The sequence below is a fragment of the Chryseobacterium sp. Tr-659 genome, from assembly GCF_011752975.1.
In the GTDB taxonomy this organism is placed as follows: domain Bacteria; phylum Bacteroidota; class Bacteroidia; order Flavobacteriales; family Weeksellaceae; genus Chryseobacterium.
The window spans coordinates 1-26,578 of the sequence record NZ_VWWP01000002.1; the positions used below are offsets into that span (position 1 = coordinate 1).

Sequence of the window (26,578 nt, forward strand, 5' to 3'; positions counted from 1 at the left end):
CCCATTATTGTCATTCCGTAGGAATCTAAATAACGTATTCAAGTTTAGGTAAGACCCGCTTCCACTAAATTTCTGCAGCAGACCAAAATATAAACGCTTCATCATAAAAGCAGGAGCTTAGATTCCTGCGGAATGATAAGGTTAGTATGTATGTGATGTGTATTGATTAATTGCCTATAATACCGTTCAATCCTTAGCTATCCTCATAGTCTGTCATTTCTGGGCTCCAGATAGCGGATTTAAGTTTAGGCTAAAGCCCGTTCCTGTTGAGTATCTTTTCTCGCGGATTTTTCTGATTATGCAGATTATTATTTCAAGTTTATCCACCCATTATTGTCATTCCGTAGGAATCTAAATAATGTATTCAAGTTTAGGTAAGACCCGCTTCCACTAAATTTCTGCAGCAGACCAAAATATAAACGCATCATAAAAGCAGGAGCTTAGATTCCTGCGGAATGATAAGGTTATTATGTATGTGATGTGTACTGATTAATCGCCTATAATACGGTTCAATCCTTAGCTATCCCCATAGTTTGTCATTCCGTAGGAATCTAAACTTCAAAATTTGAAGTAAACTAGTGCAGATGATTTTCTGATCAAATACTCTAATATCCCTTTATTTGCTCATAAAATAACGGTGAAAAATGGTGTGTAAAAATTAGAATTAAATTTTTTTTTCAATTTTTTTGGTTTTTAATTAACAATTAAACGGTTTTGCCAAAACTTGGTTGTAAAGAGCTTTATATTTAAACGTATTTTAAACTTACTTTAAATTCACCGTTTTGTAGAATTATCTTTAAGGATTTTAACATTTTTTGCATTATATTTGTTATAAACATAAACCATGAAAAACAATTTATTGATTTTTACGTTTAGTTTTTTTGCTTTCCCCGCTTTTGGCTGGGCACAGTCTGCGCCGGATTTTAAAGAACTTCTGGATAGTGCAATGGTTCGGGATTCGAATCTTAAAATGCAGGTTACCCAAAATAAACTTACCGATCTCGACGAGCACAAGCTTAAAGACATCTTTCTTCCTACTTTGGAATTGAGCGGTAAAGCCGGCTATCTCAACGGAACAGCAAGACTAACATCGCCGGAAATAAATCTGGCTCCTTTTATCAATATTCCCGAGGGAGCGTTTAACAATAATTTCAATGTATCCGGATTTTCAGGTATTGCCAAGGCAGATGCTAAAATGCTTCTCTATTCCGGAGGTAAGGTTAAATACCTGAAGAAGGCTGTTGAAGAAAAGAAAAAATCTGAAGATATCCTTCTGGAAAAAACAAAAGATGAAGTGATTGCCGCGATTTCCAGAGCATATGATCAGCTGGCGTTAATCCATCAGTCTAAAAAAGTACTGGATGAAAGTAAGAAAAGACTTGATATCAACAAGAAAACAGCAGACAAAGCTTTAGGTTACGGCTTGATTACTCCTTATGATCACAAAAAAATTGAACTCGCTCAGGCTACCTTAAATGCTAAAGTAGTGGAATATGAGGGAAAGAAAGAACTATTGCTGACCCAGCTTTATATTTTAACGGGAATCAACAGAGAACGCCTCAGAATGATTGATCCGGTACTCTCTCCTGTAGAATTGCTGGAGGCAGAAAAAGGAATAGAGCAGAGAGCTGAAATTCGTGCCTTGGAACATGGAATTGCCGCTGCAGACTATAAGATCAAAGCAGAAAGAACATGGATGATTCCTAAAGTGCAGCTTATGGCTTCTGCATACTATATAGGATTGTACGGAAACAGAATCAAATCTTCCGAAAATATAATCCCAGCCGTACCCTTGTTGGGATATGAAGGTAAAAAGCTGGACTGGAGACCCAATAATATCAACGTATTTCCTTTGATTACAGCAGGTGTTGGCTTTAAATGGGAAATCTTTGACGGGAAAGAAGGAAAACATGCGGAAGAAACCGCTAAAGTGGGAAAAGAAGTCCTGCAGAACCAGAAAGATGATGCTTTGAAAAAACTGACGTTAAATCTGGCAAATAATCAGACCAATTATGATATTGCTTCTGCGCAAATCACTCTCAAAGCTAAAGAAAAAGAATTGGCTAAAAGTGCACTTGTACAAGCAGAAAAAGAGTTCAGATATGGAATGAGCAAATCTTCACAGCTTATTGATGCCGAAAACGATCTTGAAGCTGCCGAATTGGAATATCAGAATGCCATCTTCAACCAGAGAAGAGCGGGAATAGAACTGATGAGGTCTACCCAGGAGCTGGATATCACCAAATTTTATTTAATTCCTTAAAAATTTAAATGATGCATAAAAATATATCTATACTCTTCACTGCTCTGTTTTTGTTGGGGAGCTGCGGTAAAAAAGACGAAAAGGTGAAAGAACCTGAAGGGAAGACCAAAAAGGATGTAATCTCTTTTGCACCTAAGGTTACCGGAAGGATCTTAAAAATATACGTTTCCGAAGGTCAAACTGTGAAAAAAGGAGACACCCTTGCACAGCTTGATGTGCCGGAGGTTTCTGCAAAAATAGCCCAGGCCCAGGGAGCTGTAAGTGCGGCAATAGCACAGGAACAGATGGCCAAGAACGGAGCAACAGCCGATCAGATGAAGCAGCTTCAGGCTAAATATAAAGGATTGAAAGAACAGTACGAATTTGCTCAGAAATCTTATAAAAGAGCAAACAATATGTTCCGCGATAGTCTGATGTCTCCACAGGCTCATGATGAGGTATATGCAAAACTTCAAGGAGCGAAAGCACAGTATGATGCTGTAGTGGCAGAATTGGATGATGTAAAAAGAGGAACTCGTTTCGAAAAAGTGGAAATGGCTGCTGGGCAGGCATCTCAGGCTAAAGGAGCTTTGCAGGAAGCGAATGTTGCCTACTCCGAAAGATATGTGATTGCTACCAATGATATGGAAATAGAAACCATCAGCCTGAATCCGGGAGAACTGGCAACGGCCGGCTTTGCACTGTTCAACGGATATATCCCGGAAAGTACTTATTTCAGATTTACCGTTCCTGAAAGTGCCATTTCAAAATATAAAAAAGGACAGAACGTCAATATGCAGGTAGTTTATAACAAAGAAAACCTGGAAGGAAATATCGTTTACATCAAACAGCTGACCAGATATGCAGATATTACGACAGCCTATCCTGATTATCAGCTGCAGGACGCGATCTACGAGATCAAGGTAAAGCCAAACGATATGAATAAGGCGAAAAGTCTTTTAGTCAATGCCAATGTAATCCTGAAATAATATTAACAGGTCATAATGGATGAATTTCCGTTGTGTTCTTAAAAATATAAAAATAAACAGATGAAAGAATTTTTCCGTCTTTTAAAACGTGAGTTCAAACTTTTTATCGGCAATTCTACCTTAAGGACGGTGTTCTTTTTGGCACCGGTGTTCTATGCAACCTTGCTGGGGTTTGTTTACAAAAGCGGAAAAGTGGAAAATACACCTGTGCTGGTTATTGACAGGGATAATACGCCTCTTTCTAATCAATTAACGGAAATGCTTGATGACAATAAAAGCATCCGAATTATTAAATATTTGCAGGAGCCTTTGAGCATTAAAGATGAGGTAATTAGACATGAAGCCGCGGCCGTCGTAATCATTCCGTCCAGATTTGAAGGAGATATGCTTCAGAAGAAATATCCCGAACTGAATGTCTACATCAATACAGGAAACGTTCTGACGGCAAATTTTGCTTCGAAAGCCCTTCAGTTAACCATAGGAACTTTCTCTGCCGGAGCTTCAATAAAAGCTTTGCAAAAAGCAGGAATGCCAGCAGCAAAGGCTGCTACACAATACGAGCCTTTCAAAGCCAATTATATAACGCTGTTCAATACCACCGGAAACTACCTTATTTTTATGTGGCCAGCAATGCTCGCAGTAGTATTGCAGCAGGTAATTCTTTTAGCGATGGCAGTGAGCTTTGCAGCAGAATTTGAGAGAGGTTCTTTCGTAAAAGAATATCTTAAAATGAAAAGATGGGCTTTTCCAACGATGCTTATTAAAGTAATTCCAATCTGGGTGTTTTCAATCCTTATCGTGAGTATTTACTACTTCATGCACATGATTTTCAGGGTTCCGATGCCGGAAGGAATACTCAATTTTATTCTCCTTACAGCTGTTTTTGTAGGCTCTGCTTCATTTTTAGGAGTGTTCATCAGCATATTGATTCCGGATGCTTTGAAAGCAACACAGATCCTTATGGTTATAGCATCACCGGCATTCATTATCAGTGGTTTTACATGGCCTTTGAATGCAATGCCTGCCTTTGTTCAGTTTATTGCGAATATTATCCCGTTAACCCCGTTTCTGCAAGCCTTTAAGATTTTATTGATTCAGAAAGGTTCAGTAGAACTTACTTTTCCATACCTTCAGCATTTAAGTATCCTTTTAGTGGTATATGCCGTTTTAGGCTGGATTGCTTTGAAAATCAAACTCTGGTTTATTTTCAAAAAAGCAACTCCGCAGGAGATTAAAGTTGAGAGTACTTCTCAGGAGGATGTGGAATAGTTTTTTTTACTAGTTGCTAGTTATCCGGTTGCTTGTTGTCTGGTTGATGGCGGACAGTGTCAATTATTTTAATTGCTGGAATTTATTTGTGATGATTCAAAATATCAATGACCAAAAAATAAGTCAAACATAATTAACAGCTAATCTAAACATCTTGCATCCAGCAGCTCATATCCCTTCAATCTTAATCGCTGCACTTAATCTGAAACCACCATCCGGTATCCAGCAACTATTAACCTGCGAAAAGCATCCTGTACCCAACAATTTCTCCTTTTTTCAACCGACTATAAAATCAAACAAAAAAACTGATATATTTGTTTCTGGTAAAACAGAAAAAATATGGAAAATGTATTTGACGCAAAAGATGCTCAAAACTATATTGATAGAATAAATAAACTGGTGGAAGATACTCATGGATTATGGGGAAAAATGACAGTAGACCAAATGCTGGCACATTGTTGTGTAACTTATGAAATGATTTATGAACCGGAAAAACATAAAAAACCGGGATCTATCGCAAAATTTATCCTCAAAACTTTTGTAAAGCCCAAAGTGGTGGGTGAAAAAGCGTACCCGAGAGATTCCCCTACAGCACCTCAGTTTTTAGTGACCGGCAGAAAAAATTTTGACGAAGAGAAAAAAAGGCTGATCGGTTTTATCCAGAAGACACAGCAGTTGGGTGCAGATGCGTTTGACGGTAAAGAATCTTTCTCTTTCGGAAAATTAAAAGCTCAGGAGTGGAATAACATGTTTGCAAAACACCTGAATCACCACCTTTCGCAATTTGGCGTTTAAAAATCACTGCATGAAAAAATTTTTATTACTCTTCATTCTGGCAGCCAATTTTGTATTGGGACAAATGCCGGATATCTCAAATGTATGGCTTAATAACAGTAAACCATATGTCGGGACTATCGGAAATAAAGGTCAGGAACTGAAACTTAAAATTAATATTGCTGAACAGAATAAAAAGAATGATCAGGAATATTTTGTTTCGGGATATTCTCTTGTGGATGCGAACTATGCAAAATTTGAAGGAAAAATTACCATTTCAAAATATAAAGATGCAAAAAAGCAGGGAACTGTATTCGGAGAATATGAGCTGGCAGAAGAGAATAAAGGAAAACATTCCGGACTTTTTAAAGGAAAGTTTGTTTACCATTTCAAATGGAATAAAAAAACTGAAAAGATCGAAGAACAGCATATTGAATTTGATGGAGACTGGAAAAGCTATGACGGAAGCTTAGAATTTAAAACCCACCTGAAAAATCAATAATAAAAATCATACTCAGATCTATAAATACAGATTCCCAACCCATTAAACCCAATAACAAACATATGAAACTAGGAGCATTTTCAATCAGCTTAAGTGTAAAAGATCTTCAGAAATCTAAAGAATTCTACGAAAAACTCGGCTTTACTGTGATGGCAGGAACTACCGAACAGAATTACCTGATTATGAAGAACGGCTCTACTTTAATAGGGCTGTTTCAGGCAATGTTCGATGGTAATATGCTTACTTTCAATCCTGGATGGGATGAAAATGCACAAAATCTTGAATCTTTTGATGATGTACGTGCCATTCAAAAGCATCTGAAAGAAAATGGGGTAGAACTTGAAAAAGATGCTGATGAAACTACTTCAGGACCGGAACATATCTATCTGAAAGATCCGGATGGAAATATGATCTTAATAGACCAGCACAGATAAAAGTATACAAAAACTTAACTAATAAAAAAAACAATCATGGCATCAGTAAACGTTTATTTAACATTCAATGGAAATTGCAGAGAAGCATTTGACTTCTATAAATCAGTTTTCGGGGGAGAGTATCCTTACATCGGAACATTTGGAGAAATGCCTCCAATGGAAGGAAAAGAAACTCCTGAAGAAGATAAGAATAAGATCATGCACGTTTCCCTTCCTATTTCCAAGGAAACAATACTAATGGGAAGTGATACAGGCGGAGAATGGGCTTCCCATTTTAAAGCTGGAAATAATTTTGCGATCTCTGTGAATGCAGAATCTAAAGAAGAAGCTGATAAATTATTTGGCGGTCTTTCTGCAGGAGGACAGGTTACCATGCCAATGGCAGATACATTCTGGGGTGCTTATTTCGGAATGTTTACTGATAAATTCGGAATCAACTGGATGATCAACTACGATGACCCTGCTAAAATGCAGCAGCATCCATAATATGAATATTTTCTATTTGAAATAGAGTTAGAACTAACCGGCAATTTACTGCCGGTTTTTTATTTGATGATATATTTACATCCCGAAATTTTATAAATTTGGGTAAATCATGGAAGGAAAAACTATAAATATTATTATCAAACTAAAAAAATCAAAAGATGAAATTTACTATTGAAGAGATTAAAACAGAACATCAAAAAGTAAAAAGCGGTGCTGATTTTCCTCAATATATCAGAGCTATTAAAAATTTGGGTGTCTCTCACTACAAAACCTATGTTCAGGACGGTAATACCGAATATTTTGACGCAGATAACCAGTCTGCACAAACAGGGAGTAAATATAAACTGCTTACCATTGCTGAAAATACCGATCCGGAAAATTTTAAGATCAGATTAAAACTTCACCAACAGGGAGGAACAGATTATATGACTTTTTGTAATGACTGTGCAGAAAACGGGATTAAAGGCTGGACAATGGATCTGAATGCAATGACGTGTTCTTATTTTGACCAAAATGATCAGGAAATTCTGGTAGAAAAGGTTCCGGGCTAATATAAATTTCTTTAAATCATGTAATTAAATATTGTTTGCTATTATTGATTTAAAATATTAATTTTGTTAAAAACGATAGATAATAGTAATTAATAAACATGAGAAAGGTTTTTACGAAGTTGGCATTCACAGTATTAGGGTTAGGATCCATACTTACATTTGCGCAGAAAAGTGATCTGGGAGCATGGTATATGTATTTCGGGAATAATAAAATCAGCAAGAAATTAAACTGGCATAATGAGATTCAATACCGGAATTTTGATGCAGTTGGAGATCTGGAACAGCTTTTAATCCGTACAGGGATAGGATATGATCTCACAGAAAACAATAACAATGTGTTATTGGGATATGGTTTTATTCTGAGCCAGCCTTATGTAAACGGGGAGAAAAAAGAAAATATTGAGCACAGGATTTTCCAGCAGTATATTACCAAACAGAAGTTCGGACGTTTTAATATTCAGCATCGTTACCGTTTGGAAGAACGCTTTTTAGAAGATGACTTCAGAATGAGATTCCGTTATATGTTAGGATTGAATATTCCGATCACAAAGAAGGAAATGCTGCCTAAAACCCTTTATGCATCTGTTTACAATGAAATTTTTCTTCATTTTGACAGTCCGGTTTTCGACAGAAACAGAGTCTATGGCGCATTGGGATATGTAATCAATAAAAATATGAGGATTGAAGCCGGATATATGAACCAGATTCAGGAAAACAGAAACCGCGGGCAGATTCAGATCGGCTTTTATAACAATATTCCGTTTACCCGAAACTGATTGGTAATGCTGAATGCCTGATGAAAGCCATTATCCGGAAAATAAATATAAACACAATAAAATAAACACAATATGCATTCAGGAAAAAGATTCGGAGCACTCGAGTTCGCAACATGGACACGAAGAAGTATCTATGCTCTGATTATACTATCAGCCATTCCTACAACCCTATACTTTTTAGGGTGGACATTTCTCTCCGTTCCATGGCAGCCTATTGCGATCATGGGAACTGCAGTAGCTTTCATTGTCGGCTTTAAAAATAATGCCAGTTACAGCAGGCTTTGGGAAGCCAGACAGATTTATGGAGCTATCATCAATGACAGCCGTAGTTTCGGATATATTCTCAGAGATTCTCTGGCATCAAAAGATTCGAGTAAAGTAAAAGAAATGTTTCTTCGTCATTATGCATGGCTGACGGCGTTAAGATTTCAGCTTCGCGAGCCAAGAGCATGGGAAAATATGGGAACGGCTCAGTTTGATGAATATGCCAGAAAATATGATATTCCGGAAAGACTTTCCAAGTTGGATGAAGAATTGAAGAAATATCTTTCCGAAACTGAGCTCCAATATATTTTAAGTAAAAAGAACAGAGCAACTCAGCTAATGGCAAGCCAGAGTAAAGAATTGTCCGAAGCTTATAAAAAAGGAGAGATTAATGACTTTCAATGGACACAGATCAACCAGCAGCTGGTGAAATTTACTGATAACCAGGGAAAAGCGGAAAGAATCAAGAACTTTCCTTACCCGAGAAACTTCTCTTCGATAACCACTTATCTTTTGCTCTTATTCATTGTTTTTGTGCCTTTCGGGATGCTAAAAGAATTTGATAAACTGGGAGATGGTACCATGGTAGAAGGATGGACGTTATGGTTTAATATTCCATTCTCCTTATTAGTGACCTGGTGTTTCCATACGTTAGACAGTGTGGGAGAAGCATCTGTCAATCCGTTTGAAGGAAGTGCAAATGACGTTCCGATTACTCAGATCAGCCGCACTATTGAAATTGATATGAGAGATATGCTGGATGAATCTGATCTTCCACCGGCAATTACTCCTAAGAATAATATTGTTCTTTAGAATAAAAATTTAAGACATTGAGCTTCAGTAATCAAACCTTATAGGGTGAAAAAATGAAACGCTAAGAAGCTTAAAGAAAATAACACTTAAAAAAAAATCAAAATGATTCACAGCTATGTTATAATATCCATTGCAGTACTGCTTTCTGTGATGATATTAGTAATGATAGGACAGAAATTAAAAGTTGCTTATCCCATTTTTCTTGTAATTGCAGGATTGTTGATAAGCTTTGTACCGGGAATGCCGCGTATCGAAATAGAACCGGATCTGGTTTTCCTTATCTTTCTTCCACCGATTTTATTTGAAGCGGCCTGGTTCACTTCATGGCAGGATTTTCATAAATGGAGAAAGCAGATTTTCTCTATGGCATTCGGGTTGGTATTTTTAACATCAATTGTGGTTGCTTATCTTTCATCTTCTATTATTCCCGGGCTTACGGTGGCGATGGGCTTTTTGTTAGGCGGGGTAAATTCTCCGCCGGATGCAGTGGCAGCAACTTCGGTATTGAAGCACATGAAAATTCCTAAAAAGATCACGAGTATTCTGGAAGGAGAAAGCCTCATCAATGATGCATCCAGTTTAATAGTCTTTAAATTTGCACTGGCAGCAGTTATTTCCGGCCAATTTATCTGGAGAGATGCTGTTCAGGACTTCTTTACCATGGCAATTGGAGGAATAGCAGTAGGAGTTGCAGTTGGTTTTCTGTTTGGAGCCTTATTGAGAGTGATCCCTACAAATTCCAATATTGATACCATTATTACACTCATTGTACCTTATATTATGTATGTAGGTGCAGAGCATTTTCACTTTTCAGGAGTACTCTCAGTGGTAGCCGGAGGATTGTTGATGTCATATAATTCACATTGCTATTTAAGCCATACCTCAAGAATTCAGTCCGGAAACGTATGGAGTGTGCTGATATTTTTAATGAATACCATTATTTTTATTCTGATTGGTCTTGAACTTCCTATTGTCGTTGAAGGAATGCAGGAATACACCATCTCCGAAGGAATTTTCTATAGTGTGGTAATTGGAGGTGCAATTATCGGAACAAGAATTTTGTACAGTTATGCATTAATGTATTTCCCGAGACTTTGCTCAAAAGAGCTGAGGTTAAAAGTTCCCAAGCCGGATTGGAGAGAGCCGTTTATCATCAGTTTTGCAGCAATGAGGGGAGTGGTTTCATTAGCAGCGGCATTGTCGATTCCTGCTTTTTTACCAAATGGAGAAGCATTTCCACATCGTAATATTATATTATTTGTAACTTTCGTTATTATATTAATCACTCTGGTAGGGCAGGGACTATTACTTTCCCCAATCTTAAAATTATTGAATATACAAGATGCAGGAAGCGAGTTGCCGGAAGAAAAACAAGAAGTGATTCTAATGCGTAAACTAAAAGAAACTGCACTTCATAAGCTGGATAATGATTTTTCCGAACTGGCAGTAAGCAATAGTCTTGTACGTCACCAAAAGCATAAGCTGGAGAATGAGATGATGCTGATGGCAGACAAAGCACAATGTATGGCTTCTACAGGAGATTATGTGACGGCAATCAATCAGAATAAAGATGTATTACGTCAAATCATTCAGGCGCAAAGAAATGAGCTGCATAGAATGAAAAGAGAGAAGATTTTTGATGATCATGTGATGAGAACAATAGAAATGCAGCTGGATTTTGATGAAGCAAAAATTACAGGATTTTCACATGGGTAATAAAGCTTTGAAGTTAAATAGTGTAGATGTTTAAAACTTTTGCGACTTTGTGGTTAAGAATAGTTTGATATTCTATTAAAAAAATAATAATTATGAACACACCAATCATTGTTCAGTACACAATAAATGCCCCGGCTGAAAAAGTCTGGAAGGCATTGACAGATAAAAATGAAATGAAATCCTGGTATTTTGATATCCAGGATTTTGTATTGGAAACAGGAAAAATATTTAACTTCTTCGAACCGGGAGGAGAAAATAAATACCATCATCAGGCTGAAATTCTGGAGATAATTCCCAATCAGAAGCTGAAGCATACCTGGTCTTATCCTGATTTTTCATCCTTGAAAACTACAGTAACCTGGGAACTGCTGCCCGAAGGAGATCGTACGGTGGTAAAATTAAACCATGAAGGAATCGAAAACTTTGAAGATCTGGGAGAAGCCTTCTCCAGGGAAAGTTTTACAGGAGGCTGGAATAGTATTCTGGGACAAAGTTTAAAAGAATATTTGGAAAAATGATGATTCAATTATTGCCTTTTACAATTACAGATGCTCCATTGCTGATCTCAAAAATAAAAGATGAAAGAATGCTTTTGCAGTTTGCCGGTCCTGTATACCGTTTTCCACTTACCGAAGAACAGTTGGCTAAAGATGTATGTGATGAAAACAGAACATTGTTCAAAATTTCAGATGACATGGGAAGTACAATCGGGCATGCTCAGATCTTTTTAAAAGAAAATACATTTTTGCTGGGAAGAATACTGATCTGGGATGAAAATAACAGAGGAAAAGGGTATGGAAAGAAGGTGATGCTGCAACTTCTGGAATATGGATTCAGCCATTTTGATAAAGAAATTGCGGAATTGAATGTGTACGACTGGAATACCGGAGCTATCGAATGCTATAAAAAAGTAGGATTTACTTTCGATCCCGCTATAAAAAGCGAAGTTAAAATTGATACGGAAACCTGGGTTTCCCTTAACATGAAAATCCATAAAAATATTTTTAAATCAGAGGTATTATGACAAAATTCAGCATACTCCGTCCCATTCTATGGACCGAAAAACTTGATGAGACGATAGGATTTTATATGCATGTTCTGGGCTTTACGCTGATGGCTAGAAATGACGACTGGCAATGGGCTTCCCTTCGTAAAGATGATGTGTTTATTATGCTTTCACAGCCTAATGAACATGAAGAGGTTTCTAAAATTGGTTTTTCAGGATCATTTTATTTTACAGTCAATAATGTGGATGAGCTTTGGGAAGATCTGAAGACAAAAGCTAAAATCTGCTATGAAATTGAGACTTTTGAATGGGAAATGAGAGAATTTGCTATCTATGATAACAACGGCTATATCTTACAATTTGGAGAACCCGTAGATAATATTGGCAATACGGAATAAAATTTGCTATTTTTGGGGAAATATTTAGAAATTCAATGAAAAAAAATATAATAGCGGGTTTCGCAGCAATTTTATTACTGGCATCTTGTAATAAGGATAAAGAGATTCTGGATTCATTAAGTACTTATAATACTTCTATGGAGACGAAGGGATATCATTTCGGGGATAAACTTCAACTTCCGAAAGAAGTAACAGAAAATGCAGAAAGCGTAACCATCAGCTTCGGAGATAAAGAGACAACAGATTTAACTGTTGATCCGAAATTTTTCACATTAGGAGACAATGCTGTTACATTCAATATCAAAACAAAAGGTGGAGAAGTACTGAATCAGGATGCAACCATTAATGTATTTGCAAAAAATCCTGAAAAGAATATCACTTACCAGATTGTTGCCGAATATCCTCACGACCCTAAGAACTTTGTACAAGGGTTCCAGATTGAAGGAAATACCATTTATGAAAGTGACGGGCAGAATGGTTCTTCTCAGATTTTAAAATATACATTGGGAACAACAACACCTCTGGCTTCTACAAAACAGGCTCAGGAAGACTTCTCAGAAGGAAGCACAATTGTTGGAGATAAAGTTTATCAGCTAACATGGCAAAGCAAAAAAGGATATATCTATGATAAAAGCTCTTTAAAACTGCTTTCAGAATTTGCTTATCCAAATGTTTTGGGTGAAGGCTGGGGATTAACTTATGATGGGAAAAGCCTGATTGCATCGGACGGAAGTAAACTTTTATATTTCCTGGATGTTAATGATCCTTCAAAACTGATCAAGTATATTGCTGTTGCAGGAAGCTCCCAGGCATATGACCAGCTGAATGAGCTGGAATATCATAACGGATTCATCTATGCCAATGTTTGGCAGAAACCCATCATTTTAAAGATAAATCCTGCTAACGGAGAGGTTGTAGGAACATTTGATTTCACGGAAATTGCAAAACAGAATACCAAAGGAAGTGACGATGTATTAAACGGAATTGCTTTCAAAGGAGATAATATGCTGGTGACAGGTAAGAACTGGCCAAAGATTTATGAAGTTCAGATCAAATAATAATGCGATCTGTAAAAATATATAGCGTTCCTTAAGGGGCGCTATTTTTCAATACATAATACATGAAAAATAGAAGAAATTGATGGTTTCAATTTTTGTAAATATGTCTGAATAACAGCTGACTCTTTTAGAATTTTGTTAATTTCAAAGAAAATTCTATCAGATTAGATCGTCTTTTGGATGAAATTATTTTTCAGTATATTGACCATATTAAAAAAGCAGGGTGAAGTTTTTAAACTTAATATTTTTTTTCCTTTTTTGTGCCATTTCGGGACAGAATGTTCTTCCTTTGGATACGTTAAAGCTTAAGGAAGCGAGGGATATGCTTGCCGATGATTACGGAAATCTGTATATCTATAAAAACAAGGATTTCAGTTTTACCAAATATGATTCTTTAGGAAAACAGATCGGGAAAATGATGCTTACTGTTCCTTATAAAGTACAGACTGTACAAAATCCATTGAATGTTCCCTTGTTCTCTGAAAATGCCCAGGAAATGAAGTTTGTAGATCAAAATATGAATGAAATCCAAAGGCTTGATTTTAAACAAAAGTTTGGCTTTATCAGGATGGCTTATGCAGAAGACTTACAACAGTTATGGCTGCTGGACGACAGTACAAAACGATTAATACAATACAATTTTAGAAATGATACAACGATCAATTCATATCCTTTTGACATTAGTTTTGAGGATCTGATGGATCTGCTGGTATACGAAAGTAAGGTCTATATTTTAACAAGAAAGCATATCAGGGTCTATAATCTGAAATTCGAAAAGCTTTTTGAAGCCCCTTTGGAAAACGGAAAACGATTCAGAAGAGAGAATGATATGATTCTGGTAGTAGCAAATAATTTCATCTCAAAATATGATCCCGGAAAAGGTATGGTAACTGTTTTTGAAGATCCTGATGCGCAAATTGTGGATAAAAACATCCTTTCTTATTTTGAAATCAAGGGGAACAAACTCTATCTTTACAGCCTTGAAAAAGTAAAGAAAGCCAGGCAGCAGAAACAGCTGGAAAATCAGACGGAACCTCCACCGCCATCTACAGAAAAGCAGGTAGAAAAAACGGAAGGAAAACCGGATCAGGATACAGTCGAGAAGTCTTCGGATAATACGTTGGAGAAACTGATTGAAGACATTTCCGAAATTCAGTCTGCAGGAGTAGAAAAGGGAGTAGAAAAGCCTATCAATTAATTAGTAAATACAAGGAAAAAGAATATGCATATTGCGGTTACAGGAAACATTGGAGCAGGAAAAACAACTTTGACTACAATGCTTTCCAAGCATTACGGATGGGATGCACAATTTGAAGACGTAGATCATAACCCTTATCTTGAGGATTTTTATTCAGATATGAGCAAATGGAGTTTTGCACTTCAGGTATATTTCCTGGGAAGCAGATTCCGTCAGGTAAAAGAGATCAGAGAAAGTGGTAAAAATATTATCCAGGACCGTACTATTTATGAAGATGCACATATTTTTGCAGAAAACTTAAATGATATGAACCTTCTTTCCAACAGAGATTTTAATAACTATTCTTCACTTTTTGATCTGATGAAGACTTTTGTGTCTGCACCGGATTTATTAATCTATCTGAAATCTGATGTTCCTAATCTGGTAAAGAAAATTTATAAGAGAGGACGTGAATATGAAGCATCCATCAGTATTGAATACCTTTCAAAACTGAACCAGAAATATGAGAAATGGATCTCCAATTATACGGAAGGAAAACTTTTGATTATTGAAGTGGATGATCTTGATTTTGTAGAAAAACCTGAAGATTTTGGGATTATTCTGGAAAAAATTGAGACAGAGCTTCATGGATTGTTCTAATCATTTAAAAGAATAATTCTCAGGAATAGACAGGGAACGGTTATTTAACAGTTTTTATCAGAAATTAATACGGATATCCATTCATTTCTTCCTAAATTTGTTGTAGAGAAGTTTAATTTTTTGAATCATATAGAATGGTAGTTAAAGTCTTACATAACGGGAACTGTTCCAAGTCGAATGCTGTGTTAGAGTATCTGGATGAAAATGGAGTGCCTTTTGAGATCATTAATATTATTGAAGATCCTTTATGCGTTATGGAGATCAAAACGGTTTTGAAAAAACTTAATCAGAGCGTTTTCCATATCATCCGTAAAACAGACAAACTCTACATTGAAGATTATGCAGACAAGAATTTTTCTGAAGAAGAATGGATCAGAATTCTTTCTGAAAATCCTTCTCTGATACAAAGGCCAATTTTGGTGAAAGGCTCAGTCGCCATGCTGGGAAGGCCTATTGAAAATGTGAAATTCTTTATTGAAAAGTAAATAAATAAAAAAAACCGTTTCGAAGAGAAACGGTTTTTTTTACAATAGAATAACGCCTTCTATTTTTGCTACTTCTTTATAAATATTCACCACCTGATTAGCATCCAATACAAATGCATTAATATTGCAGGCCGTGTATTTTCCATTTTTGCTTTCGCGGTTTCCTAGTGTAAATTTAATACCATCAAAAACTCTGTAAATTTCAGTAAGTTTTGCCTGGTCTGTAGGAATAATAAATTTAAATAAATAATCCTCCGGAAAATCATGATGATCATCCAGTTTTTCCTTCAAAGATTTGTAGAAATCTTCAGGACTTGCGTGTTGATTTCCTTGTAATATATCCATCTGCAATTGTTAATATAATATATAAATATAACAAAATTTTTCTTATTTTCCAAATGGCCCGAGCAGAGACTTGGAGTTCTGATGCTCATAATCTTCAATGATATTGAATAAGCCGTTCACAAGCTGTTCAGAAGCAAGCTGGCTTAGTCCTCCGGAATTTACCGTATTGCTGTTTCCACCTAAAAGACTGCCCAGAAAATTACTTCCGGATAATGCAGTATTGATGGTTTTTACGATTCCGTATTCATTTAGTTTTTCATCTACTTTAGGCGCAATAGCCGCGATAAGCTGTTGAGAAGTTTTTTCCTTCAGAATTTGTGTCGCAGTCGTTCCCTGGATAATTCTTGTTACATCCTGAGCATTCAGGCTGTTTACAGCGCCTTCCAAAATAGGTTTCGAAGTAGTTACCGTATAAGCAGCTGCCTGTGCAATATAGTCTCTTTCTTTAGCTACGATGGATGGTGCCACTTTTTCCAACATAGAATTGATATCTCTGAGTTCTTTTGGGAGAGCTTTATCTACCATATTGTTCTGCAGAAAAGCTTCTTTATTTCCATAAACTCCCATCCCTTTATCAATACCGTTCAGCAGCATCCTTTTAATAATGGAAAGCCCCATATCGGATGTAGCCAGTGTGGTACATGAATGTATTGTGGTGGTAATGACTGCCCCGGTCCCGATGATAAGAGCGGCTGCAATGATATATTTCTTCATTGATTTTTTATTATTTATTTCTAAATGCTTTTGTCAAAAACTGCACCAAAGGTAAATACTATTCTCTATTTAACAAAATATTAAATTCACACCAGTATTTGGTGATTTTTTGTGATAAAATTATTAAATTGCTATTAGTGATATGATGGAAAATTGATAATTATTTTGCTTTAAAATTGGTAAAGTTTGATTATATAATACTTTTAATTTAAAAAAAAATAATAATTATTAAATGTTTAAGATAATTTAACATTGTTGGATATTTTTTATATTTTTGGCTAATGTCTTTTTTTGAGATTTTAAAATAACTCCACAAACGGCATAACAAAAATTGATTGTACGAATAAAATTGAAACTATATGAAACAAAGTAATTTAAAGTATTCATGTCTCATTGCTGCTTTATACTTCGGTATGAATGCCAATGCTCAGACTACCAAGAAAGATACTGCTGCAAAAGAGCAGAAGATCGAGGAGGTAGTTTTGATTGGATATGGATCTCAGAAAAAGGAAAACGTTACGGGAAGTATCGGATTAGTTTCTGCTAAAGATCTAGCGGATAAGCCAAACGCAAACCCTATTAGCTCAATTCAAGGAAAGCTGGCGGGAGTAAATATAACAAATACAGGTACTCCGGGAGGTTCTCCAAGAGTAGATATCAGAGGAGTTGGTTCTTTAACGGGAAATACTGTCTTTATTGTAGATGGTATGATAACCACCGATATCTCTTATTTGAATCCGCAGGACATAGAGTCAATGAGTGTTTTGAAAGATCCGTCGAGTTTAGCAATTTTTGGAGCTCAGGCGGCCAATGGTGCTGTTATTATAAAAACCAAAACAGGAAGGGGAAAACCTGTTTTTAATGTAAACTCATATTTAGGATTTAAAAAGGTAACTAACATTCCTAAAATGGTTAATTCTGATCAATACGTTGAGCTCTATAATGAGAAGCTAATGAATGATAACGGAAATCTTAATGGTTCAATCTCCAGAGCCAATTTCCCGGCAGATACAAACTGGTTTAATGAGATCTTCCGTACCAGTATCATTAATGCTAATGATTTTTCGGCAACAGGAAGTATAGGCAAACTTAACTATTATGGGAGTATAGGATACCTTCAGGATGAAGGAAACCTTGCAGCTGGCCGTGGAATTAATTCTGGAAGTGGTTTTAACAGATTTAATACAAAATTAAATCTTAGCTATAAAATTACGGATAACATCACCATTGGAGATAATTTCAGTTTCTCCAAAATGCGGACTGATGTAGCACAAAACCCTTTGTTAGACGCATATAATGCTCCTCCTATATTTTCCGTAATCAACCCTTCAACAGGTGATTATCAGTTTTTTAACGGATATTCTATACCTAACCCAAGAGCTAAGCTAGATTTATACCGTTCTCAGGTAAGACAGGAGAGGTTGCTTAATAATATATGGGGAGAACTAAAATTCTTAAAAGATTTTACGTTCAGAATCAGTTATTCTACTGATAATTATAATCCTAGCCAATATGAATTCACACCGACATTAGGCTATGTTCCTGTTGCCAGTCAGGTAAAATCTACTTTGATTACAAGGAACTTTAGAAACAGCAATTATGTTTGGGATAACACAATCAATTGGAAAAAGAAATTTGGTAATCATAATTTTGATATACTAGCAGGTTTTTCAAGAACCAGAACTACCTTATCACAAGATTATTGGTCTGCAAGAAGTGTACATTATGACGGAACCAATGGTTCTTTAAATATTGCAAACGGGACAGATCTTGTTCATGTAGAAGGTATAGATAGAGATGATAACGTTGTTAGTGGTGTTTTCCAGGATCAGCAAAGAGTTGAATCCTTTTTTGGAAGATTAAACTATGACTATAAAGGGAAATACCTATTGAATGCCTCTATTCGTAGAGATGCAAGTTCTCAGATTAGTGTTGACAGATCCAGAACCTTCCCTGCAGTGAGTGCTGGTTGGGTAATATCTAAGGAAGACTTTATGAGTGAGCAAAACGTCTTCAATTTATTAAAGCTAAGAGCAAGTTATGGAGAGTTAGGAAATCCGAACATACAAAGAAAATTTAATGCAAATACAACGATTATAGGAGGAGGTGCTTATTTTGGGAATACGGGTTATCCAGCCCAGACTATTACCGAGTTTATCGATCCAAATATTGGTTGGGAAACAACAACTGGTAAAGATGTAGGTCTGGAAATGGCTCTATTCAACAATAAGCTTAAAATTGATGCCGCTTATTATGATAAAGACTCTAAAAATGTAGTTTATGGTATCGTTCAAGGAACGGTGTCCGGAGCAAGTAACTGGAATAGTTTTTATACTAATGCTTACTCCTTTAACAATAAAGGTTTTGAAGTTTCAGTGAATTATAACACCAAAATTAACGAGAATATAACTTTTGGTGTTTATGGAAACTTTACTTCCCTTAAAAATGAAATTACATCCGTCTATGGTGGGTCTTATTTAGAAACAGGAGCCAGCTTATTCGGAAATTCTATAGTTAGATTACAAACTGGCCAGCCGGTAGGTTCTTACTATGGTTATCAGGTGGCAGGTGTTTTCCAGACAGATGCAGAGGCCGCAGCTTCAGGACAGCCTGGAGCAAAAGCAGGATGGTTCAAATTTGCAGATCAAGACGGCAATGGTATCATTGACTCCAGAGATAAAACATTCTTGGGAAGTCCAATTCCTAAAGGAACATATGGTTTCGGAGTTAATTTTAGTATCTATGATTTTGACATAGCCGTCGATTTCCAAGGAGTATTTGGCAATAAAATATACAACTATAACCGTGAACAGCGTTTTGGAAACGAAACATGGGATTTGGATATGTATAATAACAGATGGCGTGGGGCAGGCACTTCTAATACGAATGCAATGATTACATCCAACCAATCTATCATTTTGCCAAATAGTTTTTATGTAGAAGATGGAAGCTATATCAGATTAAGAAATGTTCAGATTGGATATAACTTGCCAAAAACATTTGCAAAAGCTCTTTCAATTACAAAATTAAGATTATATGTAAGTGCACAGAATCCATGGACAAGCTTCAAGTATCATGGTTTTTCTCCAGAGATTACGAATACAGATAGAGTACAGATGGGAATTGATAATAATATTTACCCAATCTCCGCAATTTATACGTTCGGTATGAACTTAACATTTTAATTAAAAAATCATGAAAAAAATATTTTTAACAATCTCTTTGATTTCACTAATGGTAAGTTGCAATAACGATTTTGTGGATATTAAAGACGAAGGGCGAACCGATGCAACTGCTTTCTTCACCACGCAGGATGATGCAATGCAGGCAACAAGCGCCATTTACAGCTTTTTAAGAAGTTGGGAAAATTCAGGTTTTCCTGCACAATATGTGTTTGGAGTAACTGGTGATGATGTGGAAAAAGGATCAAACCCTGGAGATGCATCATTCATTAATGCTTATGATAATTTCACGTTTACAGTAAGTGATGATGGAGTAAGAGGATATTGGATCGGACAATGGCAGGCTGTTAACAGAGCAAACCAGGTGATTACAAACGTTCCGAAAATTAATATGGATGCCACGCTTAAAAATAGACTGATAGCTGAAGCCAGAATGTTGAGAGCTTACTTTTATTTTAACCTGGTAAGGATTTATGGAGGTGTTCCTATATTTGACGGATTGCCGGCAGACGGAAATTATGTGAAACCAAGAAATTCAGCGGCAGAGGTTTATAATTTTATTGTCTCAGATCTTACAGCTGCTGCGGCAGTTTTACCTCAGAGTTATCCTGCCTCAGATCTTGGAAGGGTTACAAAAGGCGGAGCTTTAGGATTACTTTCAAAAGTATATCTATATATGAAAGACTACCAAAAAGCCTATGAAACATCTAATCAGGTTATGGGAATGGGATATTCATTAGATCCTGATTTCAATCATTTATTCAGACCGGCTGGGGAATTTGGTTCAGAATCTGTTTTTGAAGTAAATTGTGATTGTTCAGCAACATATGGCGGCAGCCAGTATGCCGAAGTTCAAGGGGTAAGAAATCAATTCGGATGGGGCTTTTTTACTCCAACCCAGGAATTGGAAAATGCATTTGAGCCGGGTGATATCAGAAAAGAATTGAGCATCCTGAGAGAAGGTGAAACCACTCTTGAAGGAGACTTGATTAAGAAAGGAGATCCTCAGGCAGGTAATATGTGGAATCAGAAAGTTTATGTACCTACATCTTTAAATAATAATGCATGCGGTTACGGTTCTATTCAGAATATAAGAATATTAAGATTTGCTGATATTCTTTTAATTAACGCAGAAGCAGCCAATGAATTAGGTAATACAGCTGCAGCCGTTACCAATATCAATAAAGTAAGAACAAGAGCTCACCTTGGTAATACTACAGCAGCTACTCAATCTGCTCTTAGAACTGCTATCTGGCAGGAAAGAAGGGTAGAGCTGGCTATGGAAATGGATAGATTCCCGGATTTGGTAAGAACAGGTCAAGCGGCTACTTATCTGGGGCCAAAAGGATTTAAGACAGGGAAGAACGAATTATTCCCGATTCCATTGGATGCTATGAACCAAAGTAATGGTGCTTTTGTTCAAAATCCAGGTTATTAAAATTTAATCATAAAAACTTTAGAGGAGAATGAAAGTTCTCCTCTTCTTTTAGAACCCTATAAAAAGAGATCTCATGAAAAGGAACATATTATCAATTGCTGTCACTTCTTTATTCTTTGTCTATTCCTGTAAAAATGCTCCTGCAGCAAAACAGGAAGCCGGAAAAATTGAAGCCGTAAAAAGCGATATCACTGATGAACAGCTGATGGATAGAGTACAGAAAGATGCCCTGAAGTATTTCTGGGACTATGCTGAGCCTAATTCAATGCTGGGAAGAGAGCGTTATCATGAAGATAATATCTATCCGGATAATGATAAACATGTGATCACTACAGGAGGTTCGGGATTTGGACTGGCAACCATTCTGGTAGGTGCGGAAAGAGGATTTGTTCCGAGGAAAGAAGCTGTAAAAAGACTTACTCATATCATGGATTTCCTGGCAAAGGCAGACCGTCACAAAGGAGCCTGGTCACATTGGATCAACGGGGAAACCGGAAAAACAGTTCCTTTCGGGAAAAAAGATAACGGTGGAGATCTTGTAGAGACGGCATTTCTTACCTCAGGAATTCTAATGGTTCGTGAATATTTTAAAAATGGAAATGCAGAAGAAAAAGCACTGGCAGCAAAATGTGATGAATTATGGAAAGGAATCCAATGGAACTGGTACACAAAAGGAGGCGAAAAAGTACTCTATTGGCACTGGTCTCCGGAATACCAATGGGAAATGAATTTTCCGCTTGAAGGATACAATGAATGTCTGATTACTTATATTTTAGCAGCATCTTCACCCACATACTCCATTGATGCCGAAACTTATTATAAAGGCTGGACGAGAAACGGAACCTACCTTACAGACAAAACAAAATACGGTTTACCTCTGTATGTAAAACACAACTATGCTGAAGAATATGGCGGTCCATTATTCTGGGCACAGTACTCTTATATTGGTCTTGATCCTACAGGACTATCCGATAAACTGGTGAAAAATTATTTTGATATCAATAAAAACCAGACGCTTATTGACTATAAATACTGCGTTGAAAATCCAAAACAATGGAAAGGTTACGGACCTAACTACTGGGGATTAACAGCCGGCTATACCAGAAATGAAGATGGAAGTACAGGATATACCGCACATATGCCAAGCAATGACAACGGAGTGATAACCCCTACTGCAGCATTAAGCAGCTTTCCATATACTCCCAAAGAATCTATGAATTTCCTGAGATTCATCTATACTCAAAAGCCTGAATTTATAGGATCTGCAGGCCCTTATGATGCCACTTCCATCAATTATAACAACTGGTTTACTCCACGATACCTTGCCATTGATCAGGGTACAATTGCCCCGATGATTGAAAATTACAGAACAGGATTCCTTTGGAAACTATTTATGAATGCTCCTGAAATTCAGCAGGGATTGAAAAAGTTAAGCTTTCAGTCACCCAAATACGGAATAAAGTAAATTCAATAGGAACGGGCTTTAGCCCGTTTAAAAATAAAAAGATTCAAATCCATGGCTTTAGCCAAAACCTAATAATATGAAATTAAAACTGAAGCATATTCCTCTTTTACTGCTGCCGTTTTCATTACAGCTGAATGCACAGGAGATAAAGGCGGAACTTAATAAAGAGATAAAAAGACAGGAAAAAATGTCCTACATTCTGGATTATCCTAAGAATGCAAAGGGAAATGTACCATTGATGGTTTTCCTTCATGGTTCAGGAGAACGTGGAGCAAACCTTGAAGCGGTAAAAACTCACAGCCCGTTCACCTATAAAAATCTGATCAAAGAACCGGTAGCCATTCTCGCACCCCAATGTCCGGAAGGTACTTGGTGGGATACGGTTACTGTCTATAATCTGATCAAGGAAATTCAGAAAAAATATAAAATTGATGCTTCCCGTATCTACCTTACAGGACTTTCCATGGGAGGATGGGGAACTTTGAAACTGGCAATGGAACACCCTGAAATGTTTGCCGCAGTGGCCTCAGTCTGTGCTCCTACAGATCAGGTGATGACTGCTAATATCCATAAGTTTAAAGATTTGAATATGAAAATATTTCATGGCGGAATGGATGATATTGTATTGCCAGCCAATGCATTTAATTTTTATCAAAAGCTTCATCCTGTAAACCCGACGGCAGAATTGGTTATCTTCCCGAATGACAATCATAACTCGTGGGATTCAGCTTATTCAAATCCTGCGCTGTATGAATGGATGCTGTCCAAGAAAAAGGATCAATAAACCTCAGATTTCAGCTTTTTGAGATCTTCCTAAAACATAAAGTTGATGAATCAAAATGGATCAACAAAGGAAAAATAAAATAGAACTATAATTTAAGAAGATAGATTTATGAAAAAGTTAATTGTAATCGCCACTTTAGCATTGGCTCCTGTATTTTCCGCACAGGAAATGGTAACGAAGCCCGTTCAGTCTTATCAGACGGCTCAGTATCAGGCTAAAAAGAAAGCTTTTGTAGATAATCTTTTATCTAAAATGACGTTGGATGAAAAGATCGGCCAGCTTAACTTACCCAGCTCAGGTGATTTTACCACAGGTTTGGCTAAAAGCTCAGACATCGGTAAAAAAGTGGAACAAGGTTTAGTAGGTGGACTATTCAATATAAAAGGAGCTGAAAAAATCAGAGCCGTTCAGAAAGTTGCTGTAGAAAACAGCCGTCTGAAAATCCCTTTAATCTTCGGAATGGATGTAATTCACGGTTACGAAACTACATTTCCTATACCTTTGGGATTGGCTGCTTCATGGGATATGAATCTTATCCAGCAGTCTGCCAGAGTAGCGGCAAGAGAAGCCGCTTCCGACGGAATCAACTGGACGTTCTCGCCCATGGTGGATATTTCCCGCGAGCCAAGATGGGGAAGAGTATCCGAAGGTTCAGGAGAAGACCCTTATTTAGGAAGTGAAATTTCCAAAAATATGGTGTATGGTTATCAGGGGAAAGACCTGGCCAATGGAACTAATATCTTAGCGTGTGTAAAACATTTTGCACTATATGGAGCAGGAGAATCAGGAAGAGATTATAACACCGTTGATATGAGCCATGTAAGAATGTTCAACGAGTATTTTCCTCCTTATAAAGCTGCGGTGGATGCTGGTGTAGCTTCTGTAATGGCTTCTTTCAATGAAGTGGATGGAGTGCCTGCAACAGGAAACAGATGGCTTCAGACCGAAGTATTGAGAAACCAATGGAAGTTTAAAGGTTTCGTGGTAACAGATTACACCGGTATCAATGAAATGGTAGACCATGGAATGGGAGATCTTCAGCAGGTTTCTGCTTTAGCCTTAAAAGCTGGAGTTGATATGGATATGGTAGGAGAAGGTTTTTTAACAACATTAAAAAAATCTCTGGCGGAAGGAAAAGTTACACAAGCTGAAATCGATATAGCAGCGAAAAGAATTCTTGAAGCAAAATATGACCTTGGCTTGTTTGATAACCCATACAAACATGGCGATGCAAAACTGGCGGCAAAAGAAGTCTATAATATGGAAAACCGTAATATAGCGAGAAATACGGCTGCTCAATCAATGGTTTTGTTGAAAAACGAAAATCAGGTACTGCCCTTAAAGAAATCCGGAACAGTTGCAGTAATAGGGCCATTGGTGAACAATTCACTTAATATGGCCGGAACATGGAGTGTAGCGGCAAAACATGATAAAGCGGTAAACCTGATGCAGGGGCTTCAGGCCAACTATGGTAAAGAGGTGAAATTCATTTCTGCTAAAGGTGCCAATATTGATTATGATGCTAAACTGGAAGATATTTATGCAGCTCATGGTAAAAAAACAGACAGAGACAACCGTTCAAAAGAAGAATTATTAAAAGAAGCTGTAGATGTTGCCAACAAAGCAGATGTTATTGTTCTGGCAATCGGAGAATCTGCAGAAATGAGCGGAGAATCCTCTTCAAGAACAGAAATTACCATTCCTCAGTCTCAGGTTGATTTATTGAATGAATTAAAGAAAACAGGAAAGCCTATTGCCATGGTTCTGTTCACAGGCCGCCCATTAGCATTAACAAATGTAAAAGATACCCCGGATTCTATTTTGAATGCCTGGTTTGCCGGATCTGAAGCAGGAAATGCCATTGCAGATGTGCTGTTTGGTAAAGTAAACCCATCAGGAAAACTTCCGATGACTTTCCCAAGAAGTCTTGGGCAGGTTCCAATTTATTATAATGCTAAAAATACAGGCCGCCCGTTAAGTCAGGAATTGACCGATAAATGTGAATATCAGAGATTCCGTTCAAACTATATGGATGAATGTAATACACCATTGTATGCCTTCGGATACGGATTGAGTTATACAAAATTCAATTATTCCGATATGACAGTTTCCAATGCGAATCCAAAAGGAAATCAGACTATTCAGGCATCTATTACCGTAACCAATACCGGAAACTACGACGGAGCTGAGGTAGTTCAGTTGTATATCAGAGATATGGTGGGAAGTATTACAAGACCTGTAAAAGAGCTGAAAGGATTCCAGAAAATATTTTTGAAAAAAGGAGAATCTAAAAAAGTTACTTTCGATATCACTCCTGAAAATCTGAAGTTTTACAACGGAGATTTGAAATATGACTGGGAGTCCGGAGAGTTTGATATCATGATCGGAACGAGTTCTGATCATGTTCAGCATTCAAAGATTAACTGGATAAAATAATTTTTTCATAAGCCACTCGTTTTGAGTGGCTTTTTTTGTAACTTAGAATAAATTTAATCAATATCACACTTTTGGCACATTTTTTACCAATTAGAAAAACAAAAATTTTACATATGAAAAAAACAATTTTATTCAGCGCAATGTTCCTTGGTTCGCTAGCTTTTGCACAAAAAAGCACTCCTGTTGTAGGAGGCGACAGAGATGTTCACGGGTGTATCGGTTCTGCAGGATATACCTATTCACAAATCAAAAATAAATGTGTAAGAACATTCGAGCAGAAGATAAAACTAAAAGAGGTAGGCTCAGATAAAAGTTATACTTCAATGACAGCGGTAATTTTTAATAAAAGCATGACAAAAGCTGAGGTATTCATTCCGGACGGAATGGCTAAAAGTATTATCCTGGATAAAGAAGGAAAAGGAAAAGTCTGGAAAAGCGGCTCTCACATCAAAGACAGCTATGTTCTGACTCCTTACAAAAAAAGTTACCAGATCAAGAAAAATGATGAAGTAATTTATCAATAAGATGATATCAAAAAATGGAAAGCCACTCGGAAGAGTGGTTTTTTTATTTTTCTGTTTTTTTGTGGTTTTTAGTACTTTAGCCCATAAAAT

General features: G+C 36.8%; 26 protein-coding genes. 24 read left to right on the forward strand and 2 right to left on the reverse strand.

Annotated elements, in window-relative coordinates; translation table 11 throughout:
- Positions 1 to 844: 844 nt before the first annotated feature.
- From F3J23_RS04225 to F3J23_RS04310, 18 genes are all read left to right on the forward strand, one after another.
- Complete coding sequence (locus tag F3J23_RS04225) at positions 845 to 2,263, forward strand: TolC family protein (RefSeq protein WP_167024630.1); 1,419 nt, start codon at positions 845 to 847, stop codon at positions 2,261 to 2,263.
- 11 nt (positions 2,264 to 2,274) lie between these two features.
- The gene (locus tag F3J23_RS04230; RefSeq protein WP_167024633.1) at positions 2,275 to 3,231 is read left to right on the forward strand and encodes an HlyD family secretion protein; all 957 of its coding nucleotides are present in this window, start codon (positions 2,275 to 2,277) and stop codon (positions 3,229 to 3,231) included.
- A 60-nt stretch (positions 3,232 to 3,291) separates the two neighbouring features.
- Positions 3,292 to 4,500 (forward strand): ABC transporter permease, encoded by a 1,209-nt coding sequence (locus F3J23_RS04235; protein WP_167024636.1) that lies wholly within the window; start codon positions 3,292 to 3,294, stop codon positions 4,498 to 4,500.
- Positions 4,501 to 4,839: 339 nt separating this feature from the next.
- A complete protein-coding gene (locus tag F3J23_RS04240) occupies positions 4,840 to 5,295 on the forward strand; it encodes a DUF1569 domain-containing protein (protein ID WP_167024639.1) in 456 nt (151 codons plus the stop codon).
- Positions 5,296 to 5,305: 10 nt separating this feature from the next.
- Positions 5,306 to 5,776: a hypothetical protein gene (locus tag F3J23_RS04245; RefSeq protein ID WP_167024642.1), complete on the forward strand. Its 471-nt coding sequence runs from the start codon at positions 5,306 to 5,308 to the stop codon at positions 5,774 to 5,776.
- Positions 5,777 to 5,838: 62 nt separating this feature from the next.
- Positions 5,839 to 6,210: a VOC family protein gene (locus F3J23_RS04250; RefSeq protein ID WP_167024645.1), complete on the forward strand. Its 372-nt coding sequence runs from the start codon at positions 5,839 to 5,841 to the stop codon at positions 6,208 to 6,210.
- A gap of 36 nt (positions 6,211 to 6,246) precedes the next feature.
- Positions 6,247 to 6,696, forward strand: a complete 450-nt coding sequence (locus F3J23_RS04255; RefSeq protein WP_167024647.1) for a VOC family protein — start codon at positions 6,247 to 6,249, stop codon at positions 6,694 to 6,696.
- Positions 6,697 to 6,854: 158 nt separating this feature from the next.
- Entirely contained in the window at positions 6,855 to 7,247 is a 393-nt protein-coding gene (locus F3J23_RS04260) for a DUF1398 domain-containing protein (protein WP_167024650.1), read from the forward strand.
- Between the two features lie 98 nt (positions 7,248 to 7,345).
- Complete coding sequence (locus tag F3J23_RS04265; protein ID WP_167024653.1) at positions 7,346 to 8,023, forward strand: DUF2490 domain-containing protein; 678 nt, start codon at positions 7,346 to 7,348, stop codon at positions 8,021 to 8,023.
- A gap of 72 nt (positions 8,024 to 8,095) precedes the next feature.
- Positions 8,096 to 9,100, forward strand: a complete 1,005-nt coding sequence (locus tag F3J23_RS04270; protein WP_167024656.1) for a bestrophin family protein — start codon at positions 8,096 to 8,098, stop codon at positions 9,098 to 9,100.
- Positions 9,101 to 9,202: 102 nt separating this feature from the next.
- A complete protein-coding gene (locus F3J23_RS04275; RefSeq protein ID WP_167024658.1) occupies positions 9,203 to 10,816 on the forward strand; it encodes a Na+/H+ antiporter in 1,614 nt (537 codons plus the stop codon).
- A 92-nt stretch (positions 10,817 to 10,908) separates the two neighbouring features.
- Positions 10,909 to 11,334: an SRPBCC family protein gene (locus F3J23_RS04280; RefSeq protein ID WP_167024661.1), complete on the forward strand. Its 426-nt coding sequence runs from the start codon at positions 10,909 to 10,911 to the stop codon at positions 11,332 to 11,334.
- A complete protein-coding gene (locus tag F3J23_RS04285) occupies positions 11,331 to 11,840 on the forward strand; it encodes a GNAT family N-acetyltransferase (protein WP_228455264.1) in 510 nt (169 codons plus the stop codon). Before F3J23_RS04280 ends, F3J23_RS04285 begins: the two co-directional genes overlap by 4 nt.
- Positions 11,837 to 12,220 (forward strand): VOC family protein, encoded by a 384-nt coding sequence (locus F3J23_RS04290; protein ID WP_185156425.1) that lies wholly within the window; start codon positions 11,837 to 11,839, stop codon positions 12,218 to 12,220. Before F3J23_RS04285 ends, F3J23_RS04290 begins: the two co-directional genes overlap by 4 nt.
- A 35-nt stretch (positions 12,221 to 12,255) precedes the next feature.
- A complete protein-coding gene (locus F3J23_RS04295) occupies positions 12,256 to 13,278 on the forward strand; it encodes a glutaminyl-peptide cyclotransferase (RefSeq protein WP_167024664.1) in 1,023 nt (340 codons plus the stop codon).
- Positions 13,279 to 13,501: 223 nt separating this feature from the next.
- Positions 13,502 to 14,476 (forward strand): hypothetical protein, encoded by a 975-nt coding sequence (locus F3J23_RS04300; protein WP_167024667.1) that lies wholly within the window; start codon positions 13,502 to 13,504, stop codon positions 14,474 to 14,476.
- A 24-nt stretch (positions 14,477 to 14,500) separates the two neighbouring features.
- Entirely contained in the window at positions 14,501 to 15,115 is a 615-nt protein-coding gene (locus F3J23_RS04305) for a deoxynucleoside kinase (protein WP_167024670.1), read from the forward strand.
- Positions 15,116 to 15,249: 134 nt separating this feature from the next.
- Entirely contained in the window at positions 15,250 to 15,600 is a 351-nt protein-coding gene (locus F3J23_RS04310; RefSeq protein ID WP_167024673.1) for an ArsC/Spx/MgsR family protein, read from the forward strand.
- A gap of 39 nt (positions 15,601 to 15,639) precedes the next feature.
- Here F3J23_RS04310 and F3J23_RS04315 read toward each other — a convergent pair whose 3' ends face one another.
- A complete protein-coding gene (locus F3J23_RS04315) occupies positions 15,640 to 15,945 on the reverse strand; it encodes a DUF493 family protein (protein ID WP_167024676.1) in 306 nt (101 codons plus the stop codon).
- A gap of 42 nt (positions 15,946 to 15,987) precedes the next feature.
- Complete coding sequence (locus tag F3J23_RS04320; RefSeq protein ID WP_167024679.1) at positions 15,988 to 16,659, reverse strand: DUF4197 family protein; 672 nt, start codon at positions 16,657 to 16,659, stop codon at positions 15,988 to 15,990.
- Between the two features lie 359 nt (positions 16,660 to 17,018).
- On the opposite strand from F3J23_RS04320, the gene F3J23_RS04325 reads away from it, so the two are divergent.
- The 6 genes from F3J23_RS04325 to F3J23_RS04350 all read left to right on the forward strand — a co-directional run bounded on the left by F3J23_RS04325 (position 17,019) and on the right by F3J23_RS04350 (position 26,488).
- The gene (locus F3J23_RS04325; protein WP_167024682.1) at positions 17,019 to 19,844 is read left to right on the forward strand and encodes a SusC/RagA family TonB-linked outer membrane protein; all 2,826 of its coding nucleotides are present in this window, start codon (positions 17,019 to 17,021) and stop codon (positions 19,842 to 19,844) included.
- A gap of 10 nt (positions 19,845 to 19,854) precedes the next feature.
- Entirely contained in the window at positions 19,855 to 21,279 is a 1,425-nt protein-coding gene (locus tag F3J23_RS04330) for a RagB/SusD family nutrient uptake outer membrane protein (RefSeq protein ID WP_167024685.1), read from the forward strand.
- A 73-nt stretch (positions 21,280 to 21,352) separates the two neighbouring features.
- The gene (locus F3J23_RS04335) at positions 21,353 to 22,744 is read left to right on the forward strand and encodes a glucoamylase family protein (protein ID WP_167024688.1); all 1,392 of its coding nucleotides are present in this window, start codon (positions 21,353 to 21,355) and stop codon (positions 22,742 to 22,744) included.
- 76 nt (positions 22,745 to 22,820) lie between these two features.
- The gene (locus F3J23_RS04340; RefSeq protein ID WP_167024691.1) at positions 22,821 to 23,528 is read left to right on the forward strand and encodes a prolyl oligopeptidase family serine peptidase; all 708 of its coding nucleotides are present in this window, start codon (positions 22,821 to 22,823) and stop codon (positions 23,526 to 23,528) included.
- Positions 23,529 to 23,636: 108 nt separating this feature from the next.
- Positions 23,637 to 25,964, forward strand: coding sequence for a beta-glucosidase BglX (gene bglX, locus F3J23_RS04345; protein ID WP_167024694.1), 2,328 nt, complete (start codon positions 23,637 to 23,639; stop codon positions 25,962 to 25,964).
- A gap of 113 nt (positions 25,965 to 26,077) precedes the next feature.
- Complete coding sequence (locus F3J23_RS04350; protein WP_167024698.1) at positions 26,078 to 26,488, forward strand: hypothetical protein; 411 nt, start codon at positions 26,078 to 26,080, stop codon at positions 26,486 to 26,488.
- Positions 26,489 to 26,578: the final 90 nt, after the last annotated feature.